General features: G+C 56.4%; 1 protein-coding gene. It reads left to right on the top strand.

The features are described 5' to 3' along the window. Nucleotides 1-259 (top strand): hypothetical protein (locus HBA93_RS21925; protein WP_221724657.1); only part of this gene is annotated, 259 nt, incomplete at both ends.

Below are 259 nucleotides of genomic sequence, written 5' to 3' on the forward strand. Positions count from 1 at the left end.
CTGATGAAGAATTATCTGGCCAAATGTGATGAGGGGCCGCCATTGCTGCGCCATCTCAATGGTCAGCGCATTTTCGAACTCGTGCTGGTCACGGTCTCATGGCGCTGGGCGCGTAGTATTGAAAGCCGCTTCGGAACACGCCGTTTGCAGCCGCAGATGCGGGTCTTGATCCTCGTCGCAGTTATGGCCGGTGCATGGCCGGTTTATCAGTACGGCTTATTTATGGGGCCGCTGACACCGCTGCCGGTTGATCCTGTTT

Origin of the sequence: Ochrobactrum sp. SFR4 (assembly GCF_019730395.1) — a bacterium.
Classification (GTDB): Bacteria; Pseudomonadota; Alphaproteobacteria; order Rhizobiales; family Rhizobiaceae; genus Pseudochrobactrum.